Source organism: Candidatus Desulfatibia sp., assembly GCF_036446775.1.
Classification (GTDB): Bacteria; Desulfobacterota; Desulfobacteria; order Desulfobacterales; family UBA11574; genus Desulfatibia_A.
In genome coordinates this window covers 1-4,509 of the sequence record NZ_JAZFTO010000137.1, presented here as the reverse complement: position 1 = coordinate 4,509, position 4,509 = coordinate 1, and the positions used below count along the sequence as shown (strand labels likewise).

2 protein-coding genes are annotated in these 4,509 nt (G+C 47.7%); both read left to right on the top strand.

What is annotated here, in order from left to right; translation table 11 throughout:
- A partial coding sequence (locus V3S16_RS06700) for an O-antigen ligase family protein (protein WP_413883899.1) occupies positions 1 to 1,483 on the top strand: 1,483 nt, incomplete at its 5' end.
- 456 nt (positions 1,484 to 1,939) lie between these two features.
- Positions 1,940 to 4,153 carry a hypothetical protein gene (locus V3S16_RS06695; protein ID WP_413883898.1) on the top strand — a complete coding sequence of 738 codons (2,214 nt, stop codon included), beginning with the start codon at positions 1,940 to 1,942 and terminating at the stop codon, positions 4,151 to 4,153.
- Positions 4,154 to 4,509: the final 356 nt, after the last annotated feature.

Genomic DNA, 4,509 nt, shown 5'->3' with positions numbered 1-4,509 from the left:
TGGCGGCAAAAGCAGTTTCAAAGAAAGGCTTGCAGAAACGTTCTTAGGAGAGCAGCAATTCTCCAAAAGAATCTTTATTGTTTTTTCCGGCGCCGTCATGGGTATCGGGCTGATTTTTTCAGCCTCCAGAGGGGGGATGATAGCGGTAGCCGCGGGCATGCTGGTGATGGGCTTTTTGTTTTTGGTACGGAAAAAACATCGCCGCAAAGGATTTGTCCTTGTTTTGTTGTTTGTAATTACTTCTGTTTATGCTCTTAAAATCGGGGTTGACTATCCTCTGGAACGCTTTAAAAACTTTGATGTTGGTTTTGAAACGAGAACAAGATATGCCCGTAACACTTTGGAAATGTATGCAGATTATAATCTTACCGGTGTGGGGGTCGGAAATTTTCAATATGCGTATCCGCGATACCAGGCTGTTGAAGACAAAAACAGGTATCTTATGCATGCTCACAACGACTGGATTCAGTTTATGGCCGAGGCCGGCATTATCGGCTTTGGCCTGCTGCTGATCGGAACGTTTTATTATATATACCGTATCATTAAAATTTGGGCCGGACGTAATGATCCTTTTGCGGTCTGTCTGGGGATGGTGCCGCTGGCGGTTATGGCCGCCATGGCGGTGCATTCATATTCTGACTTTAACTTTCATGTTCCGGCCAACAGCATGGTATTTACGGCCATCCTGGCCATCGGTTTCAGTGCCCTGCATCTTAAGGGACATCAGCGCGACAAAGTGCATTACCAATACCGCATCTTATCTTTGAACCCCAAAGGGGTTTTGAGTCTGCTGCTGTTTGCAGGTCTTGTAACATGGGCCGGGGTCTGGACCATGCGGCATTTTGTGGCCGAGGCTTATTGCAATACGGTCCTCAATTCCACGCTGAATAGAGATCAGAATCCTGCGCTGGAAGAGATCAAAGCGGCTATTGCCTGGGACGGCCGTAATGCGGGATACTGGTACAAAATGGCCCTTGGGTTGATCAAAAAGCGGAATCAAGGACTTAGGATGCAAGATACAGAACTAAAGGAACCGGAACTGCGAAAAATCCAGATGGAAATTGTGAAAACCATGGAACAGGCCGTGCGTCTGAATCCCTTTGCGGTTGAATATCATCAGCAACTGGGGTGGGAGTATGCGCGTATGTGGCTGGAACCCGATTTTGGCTCAAAATGGTTTCCGGCCGCCGATATATCCATGGAACGGACCGCCTACTTTGCCGGAGAAAAGAACCCTTTGCTGCATGTCAAACTGGGTCATTACTGGGTGATGCGGTCCAAGGTCATGGCGCCGATCTTTACAGAATGGAAACCGGCCTGGACCAAGGCCGGCTGGCATTATCAAAAAGCACTGGAACTGGAATCCGATAACAAACGCTTACGAAAAAGAATGATGCAAGATATCAAAAGGCAGGTTCGAATGTATTATCCTGATGAAGGGTTTGTTAAAGACGCCTTGGGAACTATGGGATCAGCAGATTGATGGCGTCGTAAAAAGTCCCATCTTTCATTTTAATTCCAACGCTGCTCTCTTTAGCTCATAACAGGCAAAATTTTCCTATCTGTATCAGCAAATTAGAGCTGGCTTCCTATCAATTCTAAGACAAATTTCTCATTAAAAGTTTTTTTTGGTTCTAAAACAAAAAAAACCGAAATAAAAACAAGTGATTATGTAGAAATTGGACAAACTGAGACGTTTTGCAAAAGTCTCAGTTTATAAGCTGCGGAAAGCCAGTCAATTTGGCATATGTCTTGCAACATTTATTTTCCATTTCTGTTCATGTCCATTATGTTAAATTCGGACTAAAGTTTCTTTCTAAATCGCCGATATATAAAGAGGATACACTTAGCCCGAATTTCTTGTAAAAACCTCGAACCAATTGATTTAATTTAAAATATAATTGATATTAAAAAATGACCTTATACTGAGGAGACCGCAATGAAATTTTCAGCCAGAGCTTGCATGCTTTTTTTGGCACTGTTTATGGGAATCTTTTTTCTGATTCCGCAGGTGCAAGCCGCCAAACCGATCGCCAAAGTGACCAGTTTTAAAGGCCAGGTCCTTATTCAGTCCGGAACTGATTTAGTCCCGGTTATGCGCGTCGGCCAATTTTTGTATGAAGGCAGTCGCATCCAGACTAAACAAGGCCAGGTTCAGGTGACCTTCAATGACGGTGCCATTATTAAGGTCAGCCCGTATTCCAATACCTTGATCCAGGAAAGGGAAGAAAAGAGCGGTTTTTGGATCTTTAAATCCAAAAGAACCGTCCGCAGGATCACCGCTTTTATCGGCAAATTGTGGTTCAAAAGCGGTGCGTCCAAAAGGAAAAATTTTTTGCAGACACCGACAGCCGTCGCTGGGATACGCGGTTCAGAAGGGGACCTCGGCTTCGACAACCAGAAAAGCTATTTGAAGATGTACACCGGTACGGCTGAAGTTACCGGCAAAGTCATCAGAGGCCGTTTTAAAAATCCCGGAAAACGGGCAGCAAATAAAAACTCTGTTTATAGGCGCGTTGAAAGAGCCTATGTAGCCACCGCCAGGGCCAGGGCTTCCAAAAAGCCGGCTGAAATAGCCAAAGCCAAGGTAGCGGCCCTGCATGTGGCCAAGGAAGCCTCCAGAGTTATAAAAGAGAACAACCCCGATGAAACCGTAAAAATGATTGACGGAGAGATTGCCGGGGCCGCCGCGGATGCCGGGATAGCAAAAGAAAAAATTGCGGTTTCCGTTGCGGAGTTCAAAGAAAACCGCCAGCATTTGCAGCAGGCCATGGCGAATGCCAAGGATGAAAAAGAAGTTCAAATGATCGAAAAAGCCCTTAACGATGCCGTGAATGCTATCGGCAACGCTGAAAAGCAATTTGTTGAGGCTGATCGAATCGTTAGAGAAGTCCATGATATGGCTGCAAGGTATGATATGGAAGCCGTCCGGCATGCGGCTGAAGCCGTCCAGAAGATCGATGGTGATGTCCGCAAGATGTATATGGATATGACCGAAGATACGAAAAATATGTTTAAGGAAATGGGATTTGTCCCGCCGGTACCGGGGATGCAGCCGCCATCGCCGGGACAGTATCCGCCCGGGGTGCGCCCGCCTGGGGAGTATCCGCCTGGGATGCAGCCGCCGCCGGGCTGGGATCCGAGTAAGGGACCGCCGCCGGACTGGGACCCGAGCAAGGGACCGCCACCCGGGGAATATGGTATGTATCCGCCCGGAGAATATCCGCCTGGAATGCAACCGCCGCCGGGCTGGGATCCGAGTATGGGACCGCCACCGGATTGGGACCCTAACAAAGGACCGCCGCCGGGAGAATATGGTATGTATCCGCCCGGAGATTACCCACCCGGGGAGTATCCGCCCGGTATGTATCCACCACCTGGCGATTATCCGCCTGAATATGGAATGTATCCTCCCGGAGAACATCCACCTGGAATGTATCCTCCCGGAGATTATCCGCCCGGGGAATATCCGCCCGAATATGGTATGTATCCACCGCCTGGCGATTACCCACCCGGAGAATATCCGCCCGAATATGGTATGTATCCGCCACCGCCGGGGGATTATCCACCCGGAGAGTATCCGCCGGAATACGGCATGTACCCGCCACCTCCTGGAGAGTACGGGGATTATCCGCCACCGGACGAATATGGGATGTATCCACCGCCGGATGAATATGGAATGGACCCGCCGCCGGATGAATATGGAATGTACCCGCCGCCGGATGAATATGGAATGTATCCACCACCGGATGAATATGGAATGTATCCACCACCGGATGAATACGGAATGTATCCGCCACCGGACGAATATGGAATGTATCCGCCACCGGATGAATACGGAATGTATCCGCCACCGGACGAATATGGAATGTATCCGCCACCGGATGAATATGGCATGTATCCGCCGCCGGGGGATTATATCGATGACCCGTATTACGATCCCTATTACGACCCCTATCACGACCCCTATTATGAATCTGTGTACAACCCCTGTACCGGCGCCGACCCCTGCGATTGGAACTGTGACGGGATTGTAGATAGTTACGAGTACGGAGAATGTACCTATTACGATAGCTGCGATTATAACCATGACGGGGTAGTTAGTGCGCAAGAAGCTTTTGACTGCGACAAAGAGGTAAGTGGGAACCAATAAAATCATGTTGCGATTTTATGAAACTCCCGTCCCGCTTTCAGCGGGACGGGATCTAATAAGCGAAAGGTTTACCCCGCTTTTAAAGCGGGGCTAAAATTCCTATCCCCGTAGCCCCGCTGGCGGGATTTTTAATCCATTTTTTTTCAACCCCATAATATCCTCCTGAGTAATCATATCCATAGACAAGACGGCATCTAAACCACTAAACATCAAGTATTTTTAACCAATTTGATCTATTTTTAAATAACTTTTTGCTGCTTAAAAAATAATTTTGGCGCAACTTCATAACGCAATCTTCATTTCATATAATTTTAGGGGGTTGCGCAAACATCTTACTTCTGTTATACTTCAGGAAC

Excerpts from the sequence above, each read along its gene's own strand:
- V3S16_RS06695 (WP_413883898.1), top strand. The coding sequence starts at position 1,940 with ATGAAATTTTCAGCCAGAGCTTGCATGCTTTTTTTGGCACTGTTTATG.